Source organism: Streptomyces sp. NBC_01296 (assembly GCF_035984415.1).
In the GTDB taxonomy this organism is placed as follows: Bacteria; Actinomycetota; Actinomycetes; order Streptomycetales; family Streptomycetaceae; genus Streptomyces.
On the sequence record NZ_CP130720.1, the window covers coordinates 2,067,784 to 2,090,902 of the forward strand.

A 23,119-nucleotide genomic window follows, 5' to 3' on the forward strand; every position below is an offset into this window, starting at 1 on the left:
GCCCTGGCCCCGTACGTACGCGAAGGCCCCGCCCCCTGCGGTGCGAGGGGGCGGGGCCTTCTCGTGCGTACGGGCGCTCATGCGGCACGGGCGCTCACGCGGCCGGGACGGTCTCCGGCTCCGATGCCGCCTGCGTCAGGCGGCCGTCCGTCATCGTGGCCGTCCGGTCCATGCGCTCCAGGTGGGCGTGGTCGTGGGTGACCAGCACGGTCGCGGTGGAGCGCTCGCGGGTCAGGGTGACCAGCAGGTCGAGGACGGCCGCCCCGCGCTCGTGGTCCAGGGCGCTCGTCGGCTCGTCGACCAGGAGCACGGCCGGCTCGTTCATCAGGGCGCGGGCGATGTTGATGCGCTGGCGCTGGCCGCCGGAGAGCTGGTGGGGGCGCTTGTCGGCCTTGTCGGCCAGGCCCACCGCGTCCAGCAGTTCCAGCGCCCGGCGGCGCAGCGCCCGCGACGGGCGGCCCGAGAGGTGCGCCATCACCTGGAGCTGCTCGGCGGCGGTGAGCGAGGCCAGCAGGTTCGGCTGCTGGAAGACGATGCCGATCTTCTCGCGGCGCAGGGCCGACTTCTCGGCCGGGCTCAGCCACGCGGTGTCCTGGCCGGCCACCACCACCTGCCCGGAGTCCGGGGTGACCAGGGTGGCGGCGACGGCCAGCAGGCTGGACTTGCCGGAGCCGGAGGGTCCTATCACCGCGGTCAGGGTGCCCGGGGGCACCTCCAGGCGGACCCGGTCGAGGGCGGTGAGCCGGCTCTCGCCGTCCGGGTAGGTGAGCGTGACGTCGTGCACGAGCAGGGTCACCGGGCGCTCCCGAGGGCGGTCAGGGGGTCTACGGCGGTGATCCGCCGGATGGACAGGGCCGCGCCCAGTGCGCCGAGCGCGATCATGATCGCGGCGGGCACCAGCACGGTCGCGGTGTCGAGGACGAAGGGCACGTTGCCGCCGCTGATCAGCGCGCCGAACCCGGCGGCCAGCGCCGTACCGAGCCCGGTGCCGATCGCGAGCATGACGACGGCCTGGCCGAGCGCGTCCTTCAGCAGGTACGGGGTGGAGGCGCCCAGCGCCTTCAGCACGGCGATGTCACCGCTGCGCTGGATCGTCCAGACGGTGAAGAAGGCCCCTATGACCAGGGCGGAGATGGCGAAGAGGAAGCCGCGCATCAGCTGGAGCGAGCCGTTCTCGGCCTGGTAGGACCCTATGGCGCCGAGGGCCTCGTCGACGGTCTGAATCTTGGTGGCGGCGGCCTCGTCGCCTGCGGCGAGGTCGGCGGATCCGGCGGTGTCGAGCGCGATCACGGTGGCGAGGGTGTCGAGGGAGGTGCCGGGGTTGCCGATGCGCTGCCAGTCGCCCAGGTCCATCCAGACGACGGGGGTGTGGCTGTACGCGGCGGTGCCGGAGACGGCGGCCACGGTCAGCTCGAGCGGGCCGATCTTCAGCTTGCCGCCGGCGGCGAGGCCGCCGAGTTCCTTCGCGGCCTTCTCCGTGAGGACCACCTGCCCCTGGGCGAGGCCGCTGCCGCGGGGCGGGAGGGGGCCGGCCGGGTCGACGCCGAACACGGAGACGGCCGCGGTGCGCTCACCCGCCGACGCGTTGGTGGTGCGGATGCCGAGCGGCTGCACCGACTTCACACCGGGCTGTGTCCGCCAGGCCTGCCAGGCCTTCTCGGGCACCTGGGAGTTGGTGAAGGACACCTTCTGGTCCCCCGCCGGCGCGGCGAAGGCGAGGTGGGTGGCGGGCAGGCCGGTGACGGCCGAGATGTTCTCCCGGGCCAGGCCGGCGGTGAGCCCGGACAGCAGGCCGACCAGCAGCGTGATCAGCAGTACGACCGAGCCCATGAGGGCGAAGCGGCCCTTGGCGAACCGTAGATCTCTCCATGCGACGAACATGGTCCCCACCCTGGTCTTCGGCGCGGGCCCAGGGCATCGCGCCACGGTAGTGATCCTGGTATCGAAGGACGCATCCGGACATCAAACTTTCGATTGACCGGGGGGCGCACGGCCGCGCTTAGGCTGTTCAGGCCATGGCTGCTACTGCACAATCCCCCGCTCCACGTCCCCTCACCCCCGTCACGCGCGTGCTGCGCCTGTGCCTGCACGCGCTGCTGTTCGGGCTGCTCGCGCTGGCCGCCGGGCGGGCCGTCACCGCCTCCGCGCCGCGCGCCGGCTGGGTGGTCGCCGCCTGCGCGGTGCTCGCCGCCGTGTACGCGGCCGGCGTACTGGCTCCCGTGGTGCACCGCTCGCCGCGCGCCGGGGCGGTGTGGCTGGCCGGGCTGGGCGCGGCCTGGGCGGGGCTGCTGGTGTTCTCCCCCGACGGGCTGTGGATCGCCTTCCCGCTGTACTTCCTGGAGCTGCACCTGCTGCGGCTGCGCTGGGGCCTCGCGGCCGTCGCGGTGACCGCGTGCGCGGCGATCGGCGGCTTCCTGGCGCACGCGCAGAGCGGCGCGGCGTCGCCCGGGGCCTTCCTCGGACCGCTGCTCGGCGGGGCCGTGGCGGTGGCGACCGTACTGGGCTACCAGGCGCTGTACCGCGAGAGCGAACGCCGCCGCGAGCTCATCGAGGAGCTCATCGCCACCCGCGCCGAGCTGGCCGCGGCCGAGCGAAACGCGGGGATCCTGGCGGAGCGCGAACGCCTGGCCCGGGAGATCCACGACACCCTGGCGCAGGGCCTGTCCTCGATCCAGCTCCTGCTCCGCGCCGCGGAGCGGTCGCTTCCGCAGGACGCTCCGGCCCTGGAGCACATCGGCCGGGCCCGGGAGGCGGCCCAGGAGAACCTCGCCGAGGCGCGTCGTTTCGTACGGGCGCTGACCCCTCCCGACCTGGAACACGGCTCCCTCGCCGCCGCGCTGGAGCGGCTGTGCACGGCAGCTCCCGGGCCGCGCGTCCGGTTCTGCCTGAGCGGTGCGCCCCGGGTCCTGCCCACCCCGTACGAGGTCGCCCTGCTCCGCATCGCCCAGTCGGCGCTGGCCAACGTCGTCCGGCACGCCCGCGCGGACCGCGCCGAGATCACGCTGACCTTCATGGACGCCTCCGTGACGCTGGACATCGTGGACGACGGGACCGGCTTTGAACCGTCCTCGGCCCCCTCCGGCGACGGCGGGTTCGGCCTCCCCGCCATGCGCTCGCGGGCCGAGACCCTCGGCGGCCTGTTCACGGTCGAGTCCTCCCCCGGCCAGGGCACCGCCGTGGCCGTCACCCTGCCGCTGCCCCTGGAGGCATCCTGATGACGATCCGCCTGCTGCTGGCCGACGACCACCCGGTGGTCCGGGCCGGGCTGCGTGCGGTGCTGGACACCGAGCCGGACTTCGCGGTGGTCGCCGAGGCCGCCACCGCCGAGCGGGCCGTGGAACTGGCCGCCTCGGAGCCGGTGGACGTGGTCCTGATGGACCTCCAGTTCGGTACGGGCATGCACGGCTCTGCGGCGACGGCGGCGATCACCGCCCGGCCCGGAGCCCCCCGGGTCCTGGTCCTGACCACGTACGACACGGACGCGGACATCCTGGCAGCGGTGGAGGCGGGCGCGTCCGGCTACCTGCTGAAGGACGCCCCGCCGGAGGAGCTGGCGGCGGCGGTCCGCACCGCGGCGGCGGGCCAGTCGGCGCTGGCCCCGGCGGTGGCGCTGCGCCTGATGGACCGGATGCGCACCCCCGCGGAGGCACTGACGAAGCGGGAGCTGGAGGTGCTCCAGCTGGTCGCGGACGGCCTGTCGAACCAGCAGATCTCGAAGAAGCTCTTCCTGAGCCAGGCCACGGTCAAATCCCACCTGGTCCACATCTACGCGAAGCTCGGCGTCGACTCCCGCACGTCGGCGGTGGCCGCGGCCACCACCCGCCGCCTGATCCGCACCGCGTAGACCCGTTCCGGGGTGGGGCGATCCCCCGCACGTGTCCACCGGCGGCCCGGCGGGTGCGGGGCACGCCCGGCCGGAAGCATTCGGGTTACCGAGCCCCGACCCGAGAGCGAGCCCCGATGTCCGCCGCCGCCACCGCCCCCGCCACGGTCACCCCGCCGGAGACCGTCCGCAACGCCTACGCCCTCTGGCTGACCGCCGTCGCCGCCGGTGCCTTCGAAACCGTCCTCGCCGTCGGCCGGATGACCGCCGACGGCACGGGGTCCGCCGCAGGGATCGCCATCGGCCTGGCCGTACGCCTGACCGTCTTCACCGCCGCCGTGCTGATCGCCCGGCGCATGCGCGCCGGAGCCGGCTGGGCCCGGACGACCCTCGCGCTCGGCCTCGGCGTCCTCGGCACGGCGTCCATGGTCGTCCAGCCCCTCGGCCACCTCCTCGCCGGCGGGTCGGTATCGGCGGCGCTCGGCCGGGCCGACGCCCTCGACTGGCTCTTCGGCGCCAGCCGGGCCGTCCACGTGGCCGCCGTCCTCACCGCGGTGGCCCTGATGTTCCGCCCGGCCGCGAACGCCTACTTCCGCAAGCGGCACAGCCGGTCGCCGGGTACTGCCGTCGCGGCCGGGAGGGTGACGGTTGCCCGTCCGGTCCTCCCGGGCCGGCCCGCACGTCTACGCCACCCAGTGCGGCCGCTCCACCGCCGGAGGCAGCGGCACCCCGTCGTGGAAGGCCGCCGCCAGGCGCCGTACGGCCTCGTCCAGCCGGTCCGCAGACAGCGTGTACGGAATCCGCAGCCGATGCTCGAACGTCCCGGGATCCACCCCGAACCGCGCCCCCCGCCCGATGTGCACGCCGCAGGCGCCCGCCCGCTCCGCCAGCGCCGAGCTCACCGGCTCCCCCAGGTCCACCCACAGCGACAGCCCCCCGGGCGGGACCTGCCACGACCACTCCGGAGTGTGCCGCTCGAGCGCACGCACCAGCGCCCCCCGCTGCCCCCGCAACTGCGCGAGCCGCGCCGGCAGGGTCCGCTCCAGCCCCTCCAGCAGCGGCAGCGCCACCAGCTGGTCCAGCACCGACCCCGTCATGTCCGCGGCCACCTTCACCGCCGTCAGCTCCGTGATCATCTTCGCGGTGGCCCGTACCCACCCCACCCGCAACCCGCCCCAGTGCGTCTTGCTGAGCGAGCCGATCGTCACCACGTGGTCCGCCCCGCCCCGGGGCGCCAGCGAGGCCAGCGGCGCCGGCGGCGGCACGTCCAGGGCGATGTCGGCGATGGTCTCGTCGACCACCAGCCAGGTCCCGGTCCGCCGTGTCGCCGACAGCAGCCGCAGCCGCTGCTCCTGCGGCATGAGCAGGCCCGTCGGGTTGTGGAAGTCCGGGATCGCGTACGCCAGCCTCGGCACGGTCTGCCGCAGCGTGGACTCGGCGATCTCCATGTCCCAGCCCGCGTCGGAGACGGCGATCGAGCCGGTGCGCAGCCGGGCGTGCCGCAGGGCGTCGAGGGCGTTCGCGTACGTGGGGCTCTCGGTCACCACCCGGTCCCCGGGCCGGCACAGCAGGCTCACGACCAGCGAGAACGCCTGCTGCGCACCGGCCGTGACCAGGATCTGCTCGGGGCGGGTCGCCAACCCCCGCCGGGTGAACCGCTCGGCGACGGCACTGCGCAGGTCGGGCAGCCCGAAGGGGTTGTAGCCGGGGCTCCGGGCGAGGCCCGGCAGCCGGGGCGCGGCCCAGGCGAGGGCCTCGGTGAGGGCGTCCTCCGGGGCGCCCAGGGCGGCGATGGCCAGGTCGATCCCGGGATCGCCGTCGGCGATGTAGCCGCCGGAGCCGACCAGCAGGTGCGCGCCGACCGGCCCGTGGCCCTCGGGGAGTTCGGTCCAGGTACCGGATCCGCGCCGGCTGCGGACGTAGCCGCTCTCGCGCAGCAGGTCGTAGGCCCCGGTGACGGTGGCGCGGCTGGCGCCGAGCGCCTCGGCGAGCTCGCGCTCGGCGGGCAGCCGTACGTGCAGGGCGATCCGGCCGTCCAGGATCAGGGTCCGCACGGCGTCGGCGAGGGACCGGTAGCCGGGGCGGGCCAGCACTTCGGAGGGCAGCAGGGCCGCGAGCTGGCGGCTGCCGATGGTTCTGTCCGCCGTCTGGACGACTCGCCCGTTTGCCATGCCAACCTCCCCTGATTGGCTCTGCCGGCCAGGCCAATCCAGGGTCCAGACTCGCGGTATTGGCCCCTGATTGGCAAGGAGACCGCCATGTCGACCCCGCTGACCGACCGCCATGAACGCGCCCTGGCGGCTGCCGTCGAGAACCGGATCTCCGAGCCGCTGCGCCTCGGGCCCGCCCTGGCCGCCGTACGACGCCTCCTGACGCGGCGGCCACGCACCGATCCGCAGGGGCGAGAATCGCTGACATGCCAGCCATCGCAGAATCGACCCCGACCCCCCAGCCCCCTGGCCCCGTGATCGCGGGCCTGCTGCTCGCGGCCGGCGGCGGCCGCCGCCTGGGCGGGCGCCCCAAGGCCCTGCTCGCGTACCGCGGCCGCCCGCTCGTCGAGAACGCGGTACGGGTGCTGCGCGAGGCGGGCTGCGGTCCGCTGCACGTGGTGCTCGGCGCCTCCGCGGCCGAGGTCCGCGAGCGGGCGGACCTGACCGGCTGCGTGGTCGTGGACAACCCCGACTGGGCGGAGGGGATGGGCTCCTCCCTGCGGGTCGGCCTCGCCTCGCTCGCCGGGGCGGGCGCCTCGGCGGCTCTCGTCTCGCTGGTGGACCAGCCGGGCATCGGTCCCGCGGCCGTGGCGCGGGTCCGGGAGGCCTACCGCTCCCCCGCGAGCCTGGTCGCGGCGGCCTACGGCGGGGAGCGCGGCCATCCGGTGCTGTTCGGCGCGGACCGCTGGGCGGACATCGCGGCGACGGCGACGGGGGACAAGGGTGCGCGGGTTCATCTGACAGAACACGCGAACGAGCTCACGCTGGTGGAGTGCGGGGACATTGCCGAGGCCTTCGACATCGACACCCCGCCCGACCTGGCACGACTGGCTTGAGCGGAGGTCGAGCGGCAGTTGAGCAGGCAGTGACGAAGGTGGCACTGAGGGCCACCGGGCGCCGGAGTCTGTCGACTCGGAGAATCTCGACATCAACAAACCATTGAACTTCCACCATAAGGAAATTACTATCCACTGGTCAGAAGCGCCCTGAACCCCCAGACGGCGCCCGCGACCGTATTTCGGAACTCTCCACACCCGACGGCACTGCGTGCCGTCTGCGCGAGCATTCCCCGCGGCCGCCAGGCACCGCCGCTGAAGGAGTGACAGATATGTCCGCACCAGCGCCGTCATCGCTGGCCATCGTCGACGCCGAGCCCCTGCCCCGGCAGGACGAAGTCCTGACCGAGGCGGCCCTCGCGTTCGTGGCCGAGCTCCACCGGCGGTTCACGCCCCGCCGCGACGAGCTCCTCGCCCGCCGCGCCGAGCGCCGCGCCGAAATCGCCCGCACCTCCCACCTCGACTTCCTCCCGGACACCGCACAGGTCCGCGAGGGCGACTGGAAGGTCGCGCCGGCCCCGGCCGCGCTGAACGATCGCCGTGTGGAGATCACCGGTCCGACCGACCGCAAGATGACCATCAACGCCCTGAACTCGGGCGCCAAGGTCTGGCTCGCCGACTTCGAGGACGCCTCCGCCCCCACCTGGGAGAACGTCGTCCTCGGCCAGCTCAACCTCATCGACGCCTACGAGCGCCGCATCGACTTCACGGACCCGCGCACGGGCAAGTCGTACGCCCTCAAGCCCGCCGAGCAGCTGGCTACCGTCGTGATGCGCCCGCGCGGCTGGCACCTGGCGGAGCGCCACCTCCAGGTCGACGGCCGTCCGGTCCCCGGCGCCCTGGTCGACTTCGGCCTCTACTTCTTCCACAACGCCAAGCGCCTCATCTCGCTCGGCAAGGGCCCGTACTTCTACCTGCCGAAGACGGAGTCGCACCTGGAGGCGCGCCTCTGGAACGAGATCTTCGTCTTCTCGCAGGACTACGTCGGCATCCCGCAGGGCACGGTCCGCGCGACGGTCCTGATCGAGACCATCACGGCCGCGTACGAGATGGAGGAGATCCTCTACGAGCTGCGCGACCACGCGGCGGGCCTGAACGCGGGCCGCTGGGACTACCTGTTCTCCATCGTGAAGAACTTCCGCGACGGCGGCGAGAAGTTCGTCCTGCCGGACCGCAACGCGGTGACGATGACGGCCCCGTTCATGCGGGCGTACACCGAGCTGCTGGTCAAGACCTGCCACAAGCGCGGCGCCCACGCCATCGGCGGCATGGCGGCCTTCATCCCGTCCCGCAAGGACGCCGAGGTCAACAAGGTCGCGTTCGAGAAGGTCAAGGCCGACAAGGACCGCGAGGCGGGCGACGGCTTCGACGGCTCGTGGGTCGCCCACCCCGACCTGGTCCCGATCGCGATGGCCTCCTTCGACGCGGTCCTCGGCGAGAAGCCGAACCAGAAGGACCGCCTGCGCGAGGACGTTTCCGTCGCCCCCGGCGAGCTCATCGCGATCGACTCCCTGGACGCGAAGCCCACGTACGACGGCCTGCGCAACGCCGTCCAGGTCGGCATCCGCTACATCGAGGCCTGGCTGCGCGGCCTGGGCGCCGTCGGCATCTTCGGCCTGATGGAGGACGCGGCCACCGCCGAGATCTCGCGCTCGCAGATCTGGCAGTGGATCAACGCCGGTGTCGTCTTCGAGCACGCCGGCGAACCCGTGACGGCCACCGCCGACCTCGCCCGCACGATCGCCGCCGAGGAACTGGCCGCGATCCGCGCCGAGATCGGCGAGGAGGCGTTCGCGGCCGGAAAGTGGCAGCAGGCCCACGACCTCCTCCTCCAGGTCTCCCTGGACGCGGACTACGCGGACTTCCTCACCCTCCCCGCGTACGACCAGCTCGTCGGCTGACCCCTCGGCGTCGACCGAATCGCACAGCAGGCGACCCCACCTCCGCCCCCGCGCCCCCAGGCCCGGGGGCGGAGCCCGTTTCACGCTTCACGCACTCAATCGCCATGCCGCGTAGACCAGGTGCTGGCTGTGGCCCGCCCGGATCCACCACTCGGCGTTGCCGACGCCGGGGGTCCCGGTACCCGTGGCGCACGCGTGCAGCCAGCGGTCGCCCTCGCTGAACCCGGCTCCGCGGAAGTCGGGCTCAGCAACCATCCGGCGGGCGATCTCCCGTACCTCTTCGGCGTGCCCCTCCCCGATCGTGGGCGCCTTGGCCAGGAGGAACGTACGGTCCGTGGTGTAGCGCAGGACGCCCCAGGGCGGGCCGCCGCCCGCGCCGCCGTCGGCCGCAAAGGCGTGGTGGGCGCCGTAGTCCCCGTAGGTGACGTCGACGGGGAGCTCCGGCCGGGCGTGGCGGGCCATGTGCCAGACGTCCCAGTCGTGCCGGTGTGCCTCGATCGGCCCCCAACCCGCCGGCTCGGGCGCGGTGGGCGGAAAGGAACCGGCCAGCAGCACGATCGAACGCCACCGGGTGAGCGGGCCGAGCAACTCCAGGGCGCGCAGGGCGCACTTGTCCGCCCGGTGGTCCCTCAAGGGCGTCAGCTCCCGCAGGCTGCGCCAGGAGTACGACGGCCACGTCCGCCGGTACCTGTGGGGCGGACACTTCTGGTCCGACTCCTACTTCGCCGGATCGCGCGGTGGGGCACCCCTGACCGTCGTCAAGCAGCACATCGAAAACCAGCAGCGTCCCGTCTGACCGTCACCCCGCAGGCGCAGAGCACTCCGGCGCTCCGCGCCTCCGGGCCGAGGATGGCCTTGACCCCCGCCCCGAAGGGCAGAGCACTGGCCAAGACCAGAGGTAGAGCGGCTCGACCATGCTGGCTCCCCCGTTGACCGCCTTGGTTGCGCTTCTGTTCACAGGGTGAGCGCGAACGGCCGGCGGGGGAACGGCGCGATCCGGCCAAGGGCGGGGCGGGTTGGCAGGCCGACCGATCGATCGGTTGTTACTCCATCGTAACTTTCCTGTACCTAGCGGTAACAACGCGCGCCGTGTCACCTTTCCGATGCCACCGGCCGGCGGTACCCCCACTTCCCCAGCCATGCACCGGAGTTCTCTTCGGCTTCGCCATGGCCGACCGCAGGAGTTCCGCCGTGATCGGATTCCGCACCGCCAGCAAGGACCCGACCCGCAGTCGAGTGCGACGACTCGCCGGGGCCGGGATGGTTCTGCCGCTCGCCGTCAGTGCTCTGGTCGCCGGCTCCGCCGGGACCTCCGTGGCCAGTCCCGGGACCGGGCCCACCGCCGTGGTGTCCATGGGCGACAGCTACATCTCCGGCGAGGCCGGCCGCTGGAAGGGCAACAGCCTGACCAACAGCGGGAACCGCACCGGGACCGACCGTGCCTGGGTCTCCGGGAGCACCTACGACCCCGCCAAGGTGTACGGCGCCACCGCCGGCGGGTGCGACCGCTCCGACACCGCCGAGGTCAAGAGCGCCGGGGCGATCGCCGACGTGGCCGTGAACCTGGCCTGCTCCGGGGCGATCTCCGAGAACGTCTTCCGCGCCTCCAACGGCGGCGTGCCGTTCAAGGGCGAGGCCCCGCAGGCCGATCAGCTGGCCGCCGTGGCCGCCGCCAACAACGTCAAGGTCATCGCGCTGTCCATCGGCGGCAACGACCTCGGCTTCGCCGACATCATCAAGGACTGCGCCCTCGACTTCGTCCTCTGGAACTCGTACTGCTACGACGACCAGCAGTCCGGGGTCGACGAGAAGATCGACGGCGCCATGGCGAACGTCGGCAAGTCCGTGGACGAGATCCGTGCCGTGATGCGAGCCGCCGGGTACGGCGACTCCTCGTACCGGATCGTGCTGCAGTCCTACCCGTCGCCGATCCCGCGCGGCGCCGAGAACCGGTACACGCAGAGCGACTGGAGCCGCCTCAACACGGGCGGCTGCCCCTTCTGGAACCGGGACTCCGACTGGGCGCGCGACTCGCTCGTACCGCAGATCGCGGGCCGCCTCAAGGGGGTTGCCGCCGCCAAGGGCGTGCAGTTCCTGGACCTGCGGGACATGCTGCAGGGCCGTGAGGTGTGCGCGAAGGCCAGCAAGCAGGTGAGCACCTCGGCGCCCGCGTCGGCGAAGACGAGCGAGTGGGCGCGCTGGATCGACAGCAGCGAGACGCAGGGGCCGGTCCAGGAGTCCATGCACCCGAACTACTTCGGCCAGCTCGCCGTCGGCCGCTGCCTGGCCCTGGCCGTCGCCCAGCCCGCGAACTCCGCCTCCAGCTGCAAGAACACCGCCGGAGCGGACCAGACGGGGATGTTCCTGACGCCCGCCCCCTAGGGCGTGTCGTCACTGACGGATCGAGGGCGCCCGGGGAGACCTCCGCGGGCGCCCTTTGCCGTGCGATCAGCCCCGTACGGCGGCCAGCGCCTCGTCGTAGAGGGCCGCCAGGTCGGCGCTGCCGCCGCTGCGGACCCAGGCTTCGGTGGCGGCGTCCACGCAGGCGAAGACGGTCGCGACGACCGCCGCGGCGCGGACCCCGGGGATCAGCCCCTCCCCGGCCGCCATGCGGGCCGTGACGGCGGGCAGGACCAGTTCCTGCCAGCGCAGCCGCTTCTGCGTGTAACGGGCGCGCAGCGAGGGGGTGTCGAAGATCAGCGCCGTGATCTCCAGCAGCTGCCCGGGGTCGCCGTGCGCGTCCATGAGCACTTCGAAACCGGCGCGCAGGGCCTCCCACGGAGTGGCGGTGGCGGGCTGGGCCTCCACCGTCGCGCGCAGCAGCTCGCCGAGCTCTTCCTGCTCGCCGCAGACGATGTCCTCCTTGGTACCGAAGTACCGAAACAGCGACCGCTGGGAGATGCCCGCTTCCTTGGCGATCTGCGCGATCGTCGTGGCCTCGTAACCCTGCTCGGCGAAGAGCCGCATGGCCGTGTCGAAGATGCTCGCCACCACGGCCTGCCGGGAGCGGTCCCACAGGCTCGGCTGCGTTGCGATGGTCCCCATCCGGTCAGCATATAGGCGGGCCGCCCGTTTGGCCCCTACTGCCCGCTTGGCAGTCACTGCCAAGCGGGCATACAGTGATGCCGACGATGTCACCCCATGGGCAGGAGCCACTGTGAACGCGGTCGACTACCGAGGCCGGACCACCCTGATCACCGGCGCCAGCTCGGGCCTGGGCGCCGAGTTCGCGCGCCAGCTCGCCGCACGAGGATCCGACCTCGTGCTCGTCGCGCGCCGCGAGGACCGCCTGAAGGAGCTCGCCGGGCAGCTGTCCGCGGCGCACGGCGTCGCGGTGGAGCCGATCGCCATGGACCTGTCCGTCGACGGCTCCGGTGAGCTGCTGGCCGCCGAGGTGGACCGGCGCGGGATCACGGTCTCCAGCGTCATCAACAACGCCGGCTTCGGCACCTACGGCCGCTTCCACGAGGAGGACGCGCAGCGGCTCCGCCAGGAAGTGGGCCTCGACGTGATGGCCGTCGTCGACATCAGCCGCGCCTTCATCGGCCGGCTGCGCAGCCGCGGCGAGGGGGTCCTGCTCAACGTCGCCAGCATGGCCGGCTACCAGCCCGTCCCGAACATGGCCGTCTACGGCGCCGGCAAGGCCTTCGTACTGAGTTTCACCGAGGCCCTGTGGCAGGAGTCGCACGGAACCGGGCTGCGCGTCATGGCGCTGTCGCCCGGCGCGACGAAGACGGAGTTCTTCGACGTGGTCGGCAGCGAGGACGCCGCCGGCGGCACCCGGATGCAGACCTCCGAGGTCGTCGTGCGCACCGCACTGAAGGCGCTGGACCGGAAGAACCCGCCGCCGAGCGTGATCTCCGGAGGCATGAACCGGGTCATGGCCTTCAGCGGACGCCTCGCGAGCCGCCGCATGGTCGTACGGGTGGTGGACCGCATCTCCTCCCCCCGGACCCCGTAGGGGGTGTCCGCTCGGGGTTGTCCGCTCGGGGGCGGCGCCGGGAAACCGGATGATCGGAGCGGCGCGGGCCGGCATGATCCCGTTCATGCCGGCCCGTACCGCACGTCCCAGTCTCTACATCTCCGTCGACATCGAGGCCGACGGCCCGATCCCCGGCCCGCACTCGATGATCAGCTTCGGGGCCGCCGTCGCGGGGCGGCAGGACGGCGCTTCGTATACGGCCGCCGACCCCGAGCAGCACACCTTCTACCGCGAACTCCGGCCGATCAGCGACGCGTACGTCCCCGAGGCGCTCGCCGTCAGCGGCCTCGACCGGGACCGGCTGGTCCGGGAGGGCGCCGAACCCGCGGCGGCCATGGCCGAGTTCTGCGCCTGGGTGCGGGAAGTCTCGGTCGGGGCCCAGCCCGTGATGTGCGGCTACCCGGCCTCCTTCGACTGGACCTTCCTGTACTGGTACTTGATGCGGTTCGGCGGCGACAGCCCCTTCGGGCACTCCGGCTGCCTCGACATGAAGACCCTGTACGCGGCGAAGGCGCGGGTCCCGCTGCGCGCCGCCGTCAAGGGACGGATGCCCAAGCAGCTGCTCTCCCGCCGCCGGCACACCCACCACGCGCTCGACGACGCGATCGAGCAGGCCGAGCTGATGAGCAACCTGATGCTCTGGACGCCCCCGGGCGGCCCCGGCACCGCCGGCTGACTCCGCCGCCCGGGCCGGTGCGGAAAGACGGCGGTGCGTACGCCACACCCGCAGTGGGTGGCGTACGCACCGCCGTAGCAGGTCGGACCCCGTAAGGGTCAGTGCACCGGAACCGGTTCCGGGACGGCCGCCGCGGCCCGCTGGGCGCCGAGGTGGTTGAAGGCCAGGTTGAGCGCGATGGCCACCACGCAGCCGGTGCTGATGCCCGAGTCCAGGACGACCAGCAGGTCCTTCGGGAACGCGTGGTAGAAGTCCGGCGCCGCGATCGGGATCAGGCCGATGCCCACCGAGGCGGCGACGATCAGGGCGTTCTCGCCCTTCTCCATGGCCGCGCCCGCCAGGGTCTGGATCCCGCTGGCCGCGACCGAGCCGAACAGGACGATGCCGGCGCCGCCGAGGACCGGCAGCGGGACCACGCCGATGACGGAGGCGGCGATCGGGCACAGGCCGAGCAGGATCAGGATGCCGCCGCCCGCGGCGACGACGAACCGGCTGCGCACCTTGGTCATCGCCACGAGCCCGATGTTCTGCGCGAAGGCGCTGCACATGAAGCCGTTGAACAGCGGGCTGAGCGCGCTGCCGAGGGTGTCGGCGCGCAGCCCGCCCTCGATGGTCTTCGCGTCCGCCGGGCGGCCGACGATCTTGCCGAGGGCCAGGATGTCGGCGGTGGACTCGGTCATGCAGACCAGCATGACGATGCACATGGAGACGATGGCGGCGACCTGGAACTGCGGGGCGCCGAAGTGGAACGGGGTCGGGAAGCCCACGAGGGAGGCGTTCTTGACGGCGTCGAAGCTGGTCATGCCGAGCGGGAGGGCGATCAGCGTACCCGCGACCAGGCCGAGCAGGATCGAGATCTGCTGGAGGAAACCGCGCAGGAACTTGCGCATCAGCAGGACGGTCACGAGGGTGACGGCGGCCATGCCGATGTTCTTCATCGAGCCGTAGTCGGTGGCGGTGCGGTTGCCGCCCTGGGACCAGTTGAAGGCCACCGGCAGCAGGGAAACGCCGATCAGGGTGATGACCGTACCGGTGACCACGGGCGGGAAGAAGCGGACGAGCTTGCCGAAGTAGGGGGCGGCGAGGAAGCCGACCAGCCCGGCGACGATGATCGCGCCGAAGATGACGGGGATGGCGTCCGCGCCCTCACCCTTGCCGATGGCGATCATCGGGGTCACACCGGCGAACGAGACGCCGTTGACGAAGGGGAGTTTGGCGCCGATCTTCCAGAAGCCGAGGGTCTGGAGGAGGGTGGCGAGGCCGGCGGTGAAGAGCGAGGCGCCCATCAGGAACGCGGTCTCGGTGGCGGAGAGTCCGACGGCAGGGCCGACGATCATGGGCGGGGCGACGACACCCGCGTACATGGCGGCCACGTGCTGGAGTCCGCTCGTGAACATTTTCAGCGGAGGCAGGGTCTCGTCGACCGGGTGCTTCTCCTGCGGTATTGCGACTGCATCTTTGCGAAGCCTGGGCGCCTGGGCCACGGCTTCCTCCGTTCGGTTGAACACGCCGGCAGGGACGTGGTGTCTTGGAGGTGGTGCGAAAGCGGTGCGAGTCGAGCCTTGTATGCAGTTGTGGGGGTGCCGTGGTCGCCGTGGTCCGCGGCATGCGGAAACGATTCGCCCGAGTCGTTCGCGCAGAAGGCGAAAAGAGCAGTGGCACGAGTCACCGCCCCGGGAGCACCCTCGGATTTCCTCGGGCGCTTCCCGGGAACGGCTGCCGCGGACCCCGCTCGGGTCCGCGACCGCCGGCCGGGGGCCGTCCCCCCCGGCCGGACTCCGTGGGATCAGCCCTGCGCGGAGATCCGCGCGAGGCGCTGGGCCTCTTCCCGGGTGGACACCGCGATGGCGTCCTCGTCGGCGAAGAGAAGACGGTTGTTCTCGACGATCTGCTTGCCGTTGACCAGCGAGAGGGTCACCGGGGCGGCCGCACCGAAGACGAGCGCGGTGACCGGGTCGGCGATCGAGGAGTGGGCCAGGGTGCTGAGGTTCCACATCACCAGGTCGGCGCACTTGCCGACCTCGAGCGAGCCGATGTTGTCGGCGCGGCCGAGGACCTGCGCGCCGCCGTACGTACCGAGGCGCAGGGCCTGGCGCGCGTTGAGGGCGGCCTCGCGGTGGACCGGGTTCAGCCGGTTGATCAGCAGCGCGTTGCGCAGCTCGGTGTGCAGCTCACCGGACTCGTTCGAGGCGGTGCCGTCCACGCCGAGGCCGACCGGGACGCCGGCGGCGAGCATGTCGGGGACGCGGGCGATGCCGGCGGCCAGACGGGCGTTGGAGGACGGGCAGTGCGCGACGCCGGTCTTGGTGCGGGCGAACGCGGCGATGTCGGAGTCGTTCATGTGGACGCTGTGCGCCATCCACACGTCCTCGCCGAGCCAGCCGGTCGACTCGAAGTAGTCGGTCGGGCCCATGCCGAACAGTTCCTTGCAGAACTGCTCTTCCTCGACGGTCTCGCTGCCGTGCGTGTGCATGCGCACACCGAGGCGGCGGGCCAGCTCGGCGCCCTGCTTCAGCAGCTCGGTGGAGACCGAGAACGGGGAGCAGGGGGCGACGGCGACCTGGGTCATCGCGTCGAAGGAGTAGTCGTGGTGCTTCTTGACCGTCGCCTCGGTGTCGGCGAGCGCACCCTCGAGGGTCTCGACGGCGTGGTCCGGGGGCAGGCCGCCGTCCTTCTTGCTGCGGTCCATGGAGCCGCGGGCGAGGGTGAAGCGGACGCCCATCTCGGACGCGGCGCGGATGATCGCGCCGGAGAGGTCGCCGGAGCCCTTGGGGTAGACGTAGTGGTGGTCCATGGCGGTGGTGACGCCGCCCTTGGCCATCATCGCCAGGGAGCCCTGGGCGGCCGTGTAGGCCATCTGCTCGTCGATGCGCGCCCACGTCGGGTACAGCGCGACGAGCCAGTTGAAGAGGTTGTGGTCGGTGGCCAGACCACGGGTGATCCACTGGTAGAAGTGGTGGTGGGTGTTGACCAGACCCGGGGTGACGAGGTGACCCGTGCCGTCGATGCGGCGGACCACATTGTCGAGGTTCTCGGGGGCTTTGCCCGCACCGATCGACTCGATCTTGTTGCCGGCGACGACCACGTGGCCCGAGGCGTACTCGGTGTCGTTCGCGTCGACGGTCGCAATCGCACAGTTCTCGATGACGATGCGCTCTACGGCGCCGTCATGCGCTGCCGATGCTGCCATGGGACTTCCTCGTGCTTTCAGTGGCGGTGGGGGCACGGCAGGACCCAGGGGATTTGAGTGCCGGAGCCGGGGACCTCGACAGCTGACAGTACTGCCGTCCCACGGGGTGCGTCCGGGTGCCGATTCAGGAAGTTGAAGCGTGTCGCGCGGTCCCGGGGCCACTGCGGAGCCCCGGGACGCGCATGCCGTGTCAGAGGTTGGTCATGTCCACGGGGATGCGGGCGTCGACGCCGTCGCGGAGGACCGTCGCCTCGATCAGACCGTACGGGCGGTCCGCGGCGAAGTAGACCTCGTTGTCGTTCTTGAGGCCGAACGGCTCCAGGTCGACGAGGAAGTGGTGCTTGTTCGGGAGCGAGAAGCGGACCTCGTCGATCTCCGAACGGTGATTGATGATGCGCGAACCCATCTGGTACAGGGTCTGCTGCAGCGACAGGGAGTAGGTCTCCGCGAAGGCCTGGAGCATGTGCTTCCGGGTCTCGGCGTAGGACTTCTCCCAGTTCGGCATCCGCTGGTCGTCGTCCGACCAGCTGAAGCGCCAACGGGCCGACACCTGGGTGGCCAGGATGCGGTCGTATGCTTCCTTCAGGGTCGTGTACTTGTCCTTCACGTAGCCCCAGAACTCGGAGTTCGTGGAGTTCATGACGACGAGGTCCTTGAGGCCGGAGATGACCTCCCAGTTCTTGCCGTCGTACGTGATCTGGGTGACGCGCGTCTCGCCGCCGTTACGGACGAACGAGTGGTTGACCTCGTCCGAGCCGATGAACTTGGAGTTCGCGTCCGAGGTGGCGATCCGCGACCAGGAGTACTCCTCGATCCGGATGCGGGCCTTCTGGATCGGCTCCTGGCTGCCCACGAACCAGCGCGCCAGGTGGATGCCGAACTGCTCGGCGGACTCGATGCCGTACTCCTTGGCGAACGCGTACACCGTGTTCTTGGTGGTGTCCGTCGGAAGGACGTTGGCGTTCGAGCCGGAGTAGTGGACGTCGTCCATGTCGCCGGAGAGGGCGACCGAGACGTTCAGGTCCTTGATGTGGTGGGTGTCGCCGTCCCGCGTGATCTTGACGACGCGGTTCTCTGCCTTGCCGTACTGGTTCTGGCCCAGAATCGTGGCCATGCTAGCTCCCTCGGTAAACGGAGTAGCCGAACGGGTTGAGCAGCAGCGGTACGTGGTAGTGCTCGCCCGGGTTCACCGCAAAGGTGATGGTGACCTCGGGGAAGAACGCACCGCTGTCCCTTACGCGGGGGGCGTCCTGCTGCGCCTCGGCTTGCTTCTTAAAGAAGTACGTCTCGGTCTCGAAGTCGAGACGTACGTGGGTGGTGCCCTCCGGCAGCGCCGGCAGGTCCTTGCAGCGCCCGTCCGCATCGGTGGCGGAGCCGCCCAGGGCCGCCCACTCGCCGTCGAGACCCGTACGGGCCGACAGGGAGATGGCGACGCCCTCGGCGGGGCGACCGATGCTGGTGTCCAGGATGTGCGTGGACACCGACGCGGTGGTCTCGGTGCTCATGCTCACGCTCCTTCTTCTACGAGGCGGGTCAGACGGATCCGGTTGATCTTCACGAGCTCGCCGCGGGCGGTCTCCCGCTCCTGCTCCGGCGAGTTGTCGATCCGGACCTTGACCGCGTCGCGCATGAACTCACCGGTCGCACCGGTGGCGCAGATGAGGAAGACGTGGCCGAACTTCTCCTGGTACGCCAGGTTCAGTTCGAGGAGCTCGTTCTTGAGCTCCTCCGAGGCGCCGGCCATGCCGCGCTGCTCGCGGGCGGAGGTCGGGTCTCCCGGCTTCGGACGGCCGATCGGCGCGTGGCCTGCCATCGCTTCGGCCAGGTCCTCGGCGGTGAGCTCGGCCATGGCGGCCTCGTTCGCGGAGAACAGGGAGTCGGCGGTGGCGAAGGGGCGCTGGGCGAGCAGCTTGCTCCCCCATGCCGAACTGGCGCACACCTCGTGCAGCTCGGCCGTGGCCGCGCTGTCGTCCAAGGCGTTGAACCGGGTGAGACCCGGGGTCGGACTCGAAGTCACGGTAGGCCTCCGTGGCCTGTTGTTGCTTTGACGGGCTGCGCATAGCTAACGCCCTCGACAACACGGCGTCAACACTTTGTTGAAACTTCCCGTACACAAAAGCCGCCGCCCGGATGAATTGGGCGGCGGCTCGTCACAGCGGGTCAAGCAGGCTTCACGCCTTGCTGTTCTTGTTGGGGTTTTCCCTGTTCAGATAGTTGTAGACCGTGAAGCGGCTTACGCCCAGCGCGCCCGCGACCGTCTCCACGCCGTGCCGGACGGAGAAGGCGCCGCGCGCCTCCAGTATCCGGACGACGTCCTGCTTGGACTTCCGGTCGAGCTGTGACAACGGTACGCCGTGCCGGCGCTCCAGCGCCGCCAGGATGTGGTCCAGCGAGTCGGACAGCTGAGGCAGGCGCACGGCCAGCAGGTCCTGGCCCTCCCACGACAGGACCACGTCGTCGGGCTGCGCCAGGGCCGGATCCATCAGCTCGCCGCCCATCGCGTCGACCAGCGGCTTGACCGCGGTGACGAACGGGTGGTCGCGGGGCTCGGTCATGGGGTGTCCTCCCCGATCACGTTGACCTGGAGCGAGACGCGCGTGGCCCCGGACTCCAGCGCGTCGCGCAGCAGCGCGGCCACAGCGGTCAGCACCTCGTCGGCGTCACCCTCGGCGGTGTTGCCGAACGGGCCGACATCCACCGCGTCCAGCTGGGCCTTCTGGATGACCTCGCGAGCGGCCACGGCATGGGCAGGGGCCTCTTCGAGATCGAAGGGCTCGGTCGTGAACTCCACTCTCAATCGCACGCGGTCAAGCTACCTCCCGGTCACGATTTTTCGGCAGTCCGGGCTTGACATCCACGCCGAAGCCCGTGCAGTCTTCCATCAAGCAGAAACTAACTTCCGCAATACGGAAGGAGCGCACACCCCTCATGGGATACACGGACCAGCGCTTCGATGTGAACCTTTCGATCCTCTTCACGGAACTCCCGCTTCTGGAGCGTCCCGCGGCTGCCGCCGCGGCGGGCTTCACGGCGGTCGAGCTGTGGTGGCCCTGGATCGAGACCCCCACCCCCGCTCAGGCGGAGCTCGACGCCCTCAAGAAGGCTCTTGAGGACGCCGGCACCCAGCTGGTGGGCCTCAACTTCTACGCCGGCCAGCTGCCGGGCCCGGACCGCGGTGCGGTCTCGGTACCCGGTGAGGAGTCGGACCGCTTCAATGCCAACATCAACGTGGCCGCGGACTTCGCCGCCTCGGTCGGCTGCAAGGCGCTGAACGCCCTCTACGGCAACCGCGTCGAAGGGGTGGACCCGTCCGTCCAGGACGAGCTCGCCCTGAAGAACCTGGTCGTGGCGGCTCAGGCCGCGGACCGCGTCGGCGCGATCCTTCTGATCGAGACCCTCAACAAGCCCGAGTCGCCGCTCTACCCGCTGGTGAGCGCCCCGGCCGGCATCGAGGTAGTGGACAAGGTGAACGAGGCCACCGGCCTCGGGAACGCCAAGTTCCTGCTCGACCTGTACCACCTGGCGATGAACGATGAGGACCTCTCCGAGGTCATCGAAAAGTACGCCGCCAAGACCGGGCACGTCCAGATCGCGGACAAGCCGGGACGCGGTGCCCCCGGCACCGGCGAGCTGCCCCTCGAGGAGCTGCTCGACCAGCTGAGGAAGGCCGGATACCAGGGCTACGTAGGCCTGGAGTACAAGGCCGCCGACGCCGCCGCCTCCTTCGCGTGGCTGCCGGCCGAGGCCCGCGCCGCCCAGTAGGCGGACCAAGTCCAGGCGATCAGCCAGGCACGTCACGCACTTTTCGTACAAAGCATTAAGAGAAGGACCCTCATCATGAGCAACCTCCCCAAGATTGCCTGGATCGGCCTCGGAATCATGGGCTCCCCCATGGCCGAGAACCTCCTGAAGGCCGGCTACTCGGTCACCGGCTTCACGCTGGAGCAGGACAAGCTGGACCGCCTGGCCGCCGCCGGCGGCGCCGCCGCCGGCTCGATCGCCGAGGCCGTCAAGGACGCCGACGTCATCATCACGATGGTGCCCGCCTCCCCGCAGGTCGAGGCCATCTCCTACGGCGAGAACGGCATCCTCGAGAACGCGAAGTCCGGCGCGCTGATCATCGACATGTCGTCGATCACCCCGCAGACCTCGGTCGACCTCGCGAAGAACGCTGCTGCGAAGGGCATCCGCGTCATCGACGCCCCGGTGTCCGGCGGCGAGGCCGGCGCCATCGAGGCCGTCCTGTCGATCATGGTGGGCGGCGAGCAGGCCGACTTCGACGCGGCGCTGCCGATCCTCGAGACGCTCGGCAAGGTCATCGTCCTGTGCGGTCCGCACGGCTCCGGCCAGACGGTGAAGGCCGCCAACCAGCTCATCGTCGCGGTGAACATCCAGGCGTGCGCCGAGGCCGTCGTCTTCCTCGAGAAGTCGGGCGTGAACCTCCAGGCCGCCCTGGACGTCCTCAACGGCGGTCTGGCCGGCTCCACGGTCCTGACCCGCAAGAAGGACAACTTCCTGAACCGCGACTTCAAGCCCGGTTTCCGGATCGACCTGCACCACAAGGACATGGGCATCGTCACCGACGCCGCCCGCAACGTCGGTGCGGCCCTCCCGGTCGGCGCGGTCGTCGCCCAGCTGGTCGCCTCGCTGCGCGCCCAGGGTGACGGCGGCCTGGACCACTCGGCTCTGCTGCGCGCGGTCGAGCGCCTCTCCGGCGCCCAGATCTGAGCCCGCGGCCCGCTCTGCGGGCCGCCGCTCCTCCCCCCCTTCGGGGGCCTGAGTTTCCGGATGGTGCCGGTGCTGACACCTGTCCTGTCGCGCCCAAGCGCCGGCACCGTCCGGATCACCTCTCTCCATCTTTGTTCAACAAACTGTTGACGTTGCGTTCAGCCTGAAATTAGGCTGTTCCGCATGACGGAAGACGCTTTCCGTCAGCAGGTTTCCCGTACGGAAGGTCACCATGTCGAAGCGCACGCTGACGACCGAGTCCGGCGCCCCGGTCGCCGACAACCAGAACTCCGCCACCGCCGGCGTCGGTGGCCCGCTGCTGATCCAGGACCAGCAGCTGCTCGAGAAGCTTGCCCGCTTCAACCGGGAGCGCATCCCGGAGCGCGTGGTGCACGCCCGCGGCTCGGCCGCGTACGGCCACTTCGAGGTGACCGACGACGTCACCGCGTACACGAGCGCCGCGTTCCTGAACACGGTCGGCAAGAAGACCGAGACCTTCCTGCGGTTCTCCACCGTGGCCGACTCGCTGGGTGGCGCGGACGCGGTCCGCGACCCGCGCGGCTTCGCGCTGAAGTTCTACACCGAAGAGGGCAACTACGACCTCGTCGGCAACAACACCCCGGTGTTCTTCATCAAGGACCCGATCAAGTTCCCCGACTTCATCCACTCCCAGAAGCGCGACCCCTTCACGGGCAAGCAGGAGCCGGACAACGTCTGGGACTTCTGGGCGCACGCCCCCGAGGCGACGCACCAGATAACCTGGCTGATGGGTGACCGCGGCATCCCCGCGTCGTACCGTCACATGAACGGCTACGGCTCCCACACATACCAGTGGACGAACGAGCAGGGCGAGGCCTTCTTCGTCAAGTACCACTTCAAGACGAACCAGGGCATCCGCTGCCTGTCGGGCGAGCAGGCCGCCGAGCTCGTCGGCAAGGACGCGAACTCGCACCAGACCGACCTGCTCCAGGCGATCGAGCGCGGTGTGAACCCGAGCTGGACCCTGTACGTCCAGATCATGCCGGCCGCCGAGGCCGCGGAGTACCGCTTCAACCCGTTCGACCTCACCAAGGTGTGGCCGCACAGCGACTACCCGCTGCAGCGCGTGGGCCGTCTGGTCCTCGACCGCAACCCGGACAACGTCTTCGCCGAGGTCGAGCAGTCCGCCTTCTCCCCGAACAACTTCGTCCCGGGCATCACCGCCTCGCCGGACAAGATGCTCCAGGGCCGTCTCTTCGCGTACGCCGACGCCCAGCGCTACCGCCTCGGTGTGAACCACACCCTGCTGCCGGTCAACGCCCCGAAGGCGACGCAGGCCGAGAACTACGGCCGCGACGGTGTCATGGCGCTGCGCAACGGCTCGCGCCACGACAAGAACTACGAGCCCAACTCGTACCAGGGCCCTGCCGAGACCGGTCTCGCGCTCGGCGCCCCGAAGGCCGTCTCCGGCTACACGGGCACCCACGAGGCCCCGGCCCACACCAAGGACGACGACTTCTTCCAGGCCGGTGAGCTCTACCGCCTGATGTCGGAGGCCGAGAAGCAGCGTCTGGTGGCGAACATCGCCGGCGGCCTGTCTCAGGTCACCCTCGAGGACGTCATCGAGAAGAACCTGGCTCACTTCCACGCCGCGGACGCCGACTACGGCAAGCGCGTCGAGGAGGCCGTCCGCGCCCTGCGCGACGCCTGAGCCCATAGCTGCACCGGGGACCTGGCGGGAGGTCAGGTCCCGGGTGCCGAGCCCGAACCGCGGACCCGGATGAGGGGTGGTAC

At 70.8% G+C, this 23,119-nt stretch carries 22 protein-coding genes and 1 pseudogene; 11 read left to right on the forward strand and 12 right to left on the reverse strand.

Annotation, left to right across the window (positions count from 1 at the left end; all coding sequences use genetic code 11):
* Positions 1 to 94 precede the first annotated feature (94 nt).
* Positions 95 to 796, reverse strand: a complete 702-nt coding sequence (locus tag OG299_RS09665) for an ABC transporter ATP-binding protein (RefSeq protein WP_327361239.1) — start codon at positions 794 to 796, stop codon at positions 95 to 97.
* Positions 793 to 1,881, reverse strand: coding sequence for an ABC transporter permease (locus OG299_RS09670; protein ID WP_327361240.1), 1,089 nt, complete (start codon positions 1,879 to 1,881; stop codon positions 793 to 795). The genes OG299_RS09665 and OG299_RS09670 overlap by 4 nt, the downstream gene beginning before the upstream one ends.
* A gap of 134 nt (positions 1,882 to 2,015) precedes the next feature.
* Between OG299_RS09670 and OG299_RS09675 the strand changes: the two genes are divergently transcribed.
* Positions 2,016 to 3,215, forward strand: coding sequence for a sensor histidine kinase (locus tag OG299_RS09675; protein ID WP_327361241.1), 1,200 nt, complete (start codon positions 2,016 to 2,018; stop codon positions 3,213 to 3,215).
* Positions 3,215 to 3,844, forward strand: coding sequence for a response regulator (locus OG299_RS09680; protein WP_266634596.1), 630 nt, complete (start codon positions 3,215 to 3,217; stop codon positions 3,842 to 3,844). Before OG299_RS09675 ends, OG299_RS09680 begins: the two co-directional genes overlap by 1 nt.
* A gap of 662 nt (positions 3,845 to 4,506) precedes the next feature.
* Here OG299_RS09680 and yczR read toward each other — a convergent pair.
* A complete protein-coding gene (yczR, locus tag OG299_RS09685) occupies positions 4,507 to 5,994 on the reverse strand; it encodes a MocR-like transcription factor YczR (protein WP_327361242.1) in 1,488 nt (495 codons plus the stop codon).
* A 245-nt stretch (positions 5,995 to 6,239) separates the two neighbouring features.
* Between yczR and OG299_RS09690 the strand changes: the two genes are divergently transcribed.
* A complete protein-coding gene (locus OG299_RS09690) occupies positions 6,240 to 6,869 on the forward strand; it encodes a nucleotidyltransferase family protein (RefSeq protein ID WP_266634592.1) in 630 nt (209 codons plus the stop codon).
* 272 nt (positions 6,870 to 7,141) lie between these two features.
* On the forward strand, positions 7,142 to 8,770 hold the full coding sequence (gene aceB, locus OG299_RS09695; protein ID WP_327361243.1) for a malate synthase A: 1,629 nt from the start codon (positions 7,142 to 7,144) through the stop codon (positions 8,768 to 8,770).
* 87 nt (positions 8,771 to 8,857) lie between these two features.
* Here the strand turns inward: aceB and OG299_RS09700 are convergent, their stop codons facing one another.
* Positions 8,858 to 9,403, reverse strand: a complete 546-nt coding sequence (locus OG299_RS09700) for a beta family protein (RefSeq protein WP_442817499.1) — start codon at positions 9,401 to 9,403, stop codon at positions 8,858 to 8,860.
* Here OG299_RS09700 and OG299_RS09705 point away from each other — a divergent pair.
* Both OG299_RS09705 and OG299_RS09710 read left to right on the forward strand, forming a co-directional pair.
* Positions 9,396 to 9,566 (forward strand): annotated as a pseudogene (locus tag OG299_RS09705) (transposase); the annotation flags it as partial. The gene OG299_RS09700 and the pseudogene OG299_RS09705 sit on opposite strands and share 8 nt — an antisense overlap.
* A gap of 395 nt (positions 9,567 to 9,961) precedes the next feature.
* On the forward strand, positions 9,962 to 11,152 hold the full coding sequence (locus tag OG299_RS09710) for a GDSL-type esterase/lipase family protein (protein ID WP_399850564.1): 1,191 nt from the start codon (positions 9,962 to 9,964) through the stop codon (positions 11,150 to 11,152).
* A gap of 66 nt (positions 11,153 to 11,218) precedes the next feature.
* Here the strand turns inward: OG299_RS09710 and OG299_RS09715 are convergent, their stop codons facing one another.
* Positions 11,219 to 11,815: a TetR/AcrR family transcriptional regulator gene (locus OG299_RS09715; protein ID WP_266634586.1), complete on the reverse strand. Its 597-nt coding sequence runs from the start codon at positions 11,813 to 11,815 to the stop codon at positions 11,219 to 11,221.
* 112 nt (positions 11,816 to 11,927) lie between these two features.
* Between OG299_RS09715 and OG299_RS09720 the strand changes: the two genes are divergently transcribed.
* The gene (locus OG299_RS09720) at positions 11,928 to 12,731 is read left to right on the forward strand and encodes an SDR family NAD(P)-dependent oxidoreductase (RefSeq protein WP_327361244.1); all 804 of its coding nucleotides are present in this window, start codon (positions 11,928 to 11,930) and stop codon (positions 12,729 to 12,731) included.
* A gap of 85 nt (positions 12,732 to 12,816) precedes the next feature.
* Positions 12,817 to 13,428 carry a 3'-5' exonuclease gene (locus OG299_RS09725; protein WP_327361245.1) on the forward strand — a complete coding sequence of 204 codons (612 nt, stop codon included), beginning with the start codon at positions 12,817 to 12,819 and terminating at the stop codon, positions 13,426 to 13,428.
* A 98-nt stretch (positions 13,429 to 13,526) separates the two neighbouring features.
* On the opposite strand, the gene OG299_RS09730 is transcribed toward OG299_RS09725, so the two are convergent.
* The 7 genes from OG299_RS09730 to OG299_RS09760 form a co-directional block, all read right to left on the reverse strand.
* Positions 13,527 to 14,825, reverse strand: coding sequence for a nucleobase:cation symporter-2 family protein (locus OG299_RS09730; RefSeq protein WP_405700335.1), 1,299 nt, complete (start codon positions 14,823 to 14,825; stop codon positions 13,527 to 13,529).
* 389 nt (positions 14,826 to 15,214) lie between these two features.
* Positions 15,215 to 16,618, reverse strand: coding sequence for an 8-oxoguanine deaminase (locus OG299_RS09735; protein WP_327361246.1), 1,404 nt, complete (start codon positions 16,616 to 16,618; stop codon positions 15,215 to 15,217).
* 190 nt (positions 16,619 to 16,808) lie between these two features.
* Positions 16,809 to 17,732: a factor-independent urate hydroxylase gene (gene pucL / locus OG299_RS09740; protein ID WP_266634579.1), complete on the reverse strand. Its 924-nt coding sequence runs from the start codon at positions 17,730 to 17,732 to the stop codon at positions 16,809 to 16,811.
* Position 17,733: 1 nt separating this feature from the next.
* A complete protein-coding gene (gene uraH / locus OG299_RS09745) occupies positions 17,734 to 18,123 on the reverse strand; it encodes a hydroxyisourate hydrolase (RefSeq protein WP_266634577.1) in 390 nt (129 codons plus the stop codon).
* Between the two features lie 2 nt (positions 18,124 to 18,125).
* Complete coding sequence (uraD, locus tag OG299_RS09750) at positions 18,126 to 18,635, reverse strand: 2-oxo-4-hydroxy-4-carboxy-5-ureidoimidazoline decarboxylase (RefSeq protein ID WP_266634575.1); 510 nt, start codon at positions 18,633 to 18,635, stop codon at positions 18,126 to 18,128.
* A gap of 154 nt (positions 18,636 to 18,789) precedes the next feature.
* Positions 18,790 to 19,173: a helix-turn-helix domain-containing protein gene (locus OG299_RS09755; RefSeq protein WP_266634573.1), complete on the reverse strand. Its 384-nt coding sequence runs from the start codon at positions 19,171 to 19,173 to the stop codon at positions 18,790 to 18,792.
* Positions 19,170 to 19,421: a thiamine-binding protein gene (locus OG299_RS09760; protein WP_327361247.1), complete on the reverse strand. Its 252-nt coding sequence runs from the start codon at positions 19,419 to 19,421 to the stop codon at positions 19,170 to 19,172. The genes OG299_RS09755 and OG299_RS09760 overlap by 4 nt, the downstream gene beginning before the upstream one ends.
* 125 nt (positions 19,422 to 19,546) lie before the next feature.
* Here OG299_RS09760 and OG299_RS09765 point away from each other — a divergent pair, with 125 nt between their 5' ends.
* The 3 genes from OG299_RS09765 to OG299_RS09775 all read left to right on the forward strand — a co-directional run bounded on the left by OG299_RS09765 (position 19,547) and on the right by OG299_RS09775 (position 23,036).
* Positions 19,547 to 20,380 carry a TIM barrel protein gene (locus tag OG299_RS09765; RefSeq protein WP_327361248.1) on the forward strand — a complete coding sequence of 278 codons (834 nt, stop codon included), beginning with the start codon at positions 19,547 to 19,549 and terminating at the stop codon, positions 20,378 to 20,380.
* Between the two features lie 75 nt (positions 20,381 to 20,455).
* Positions 20,456 to 21,346: a 2-hydroxy-3-oxopropionate reductase gene (locus OG299_RS09770; protein WP_266634567.1), complete on the forward strand. Its 891-nt coding sequence runs from the start codon at positions 20,456 to 20,458 to the stop codon at positions 21,344 to 21,346.
* 232 nt (positions 21,347 to 21,578) lie between these two features.
* Entirely contained in the window at positions 21,579 to 23,036 is a 1,458-nt protein-coding gene (locus tag OG299_RS09775; protein ID WP_266672582.1) for a catalase, read from the forward strand.
* Positions 23,037 to 23,119 lie beyond the last annotated feature (83 nt).